We start from the raw sequence: 230 nt of genomic DNA, 5'->3' as shown, positions 1-230 counted from the left end.
CTGCGCGGCGAGCGCCAGGGCCGAGCGGACCCGCTTCGCCGAGACCGGCACGGCCGTGCCGAGAGCCTGGGCGAACAGGCCGATCCGGAGTTCCTCCAGCAGCCAGCCGATCTCGGACACCCGCTGCGGGAGCGGACCGGAGGGGAAGCGTGCACAGAGTTCGGCGTACTCGTCCTCGAGGTCGGCGATCACGGCCAGCCCCTCGGCCTCGTGGCGGGGATTGGTCAGCG

1 protein-coding gene is annotated in these 230 nt (G+C 73.0%); it reads right to left on the bottom strand.

What is annotated here, in order from left to right; translation table 11 throughout:
- Window positions 1–230: DUF3418 domain-containing protein (locus BN358_RS23840; RefSeq protein WP_157593478.1), on the bottom strand; the 230-nt coding region annotated here is incomplete at both ends.

The organism is Sedimentibacter sp. B4 (assembly GCF_000309315.1).
Lineage (GTDB): Bacteria > Bacillota > Clostridia > Tissierellales > Sedimentibacteraceae > Sedimentibacter > Sedimentibacter saalensis.
Note: the sequence above shows the minus strand (reverse complement) of the source record. Positions and strands in the feature narration are given on the sequence as shown.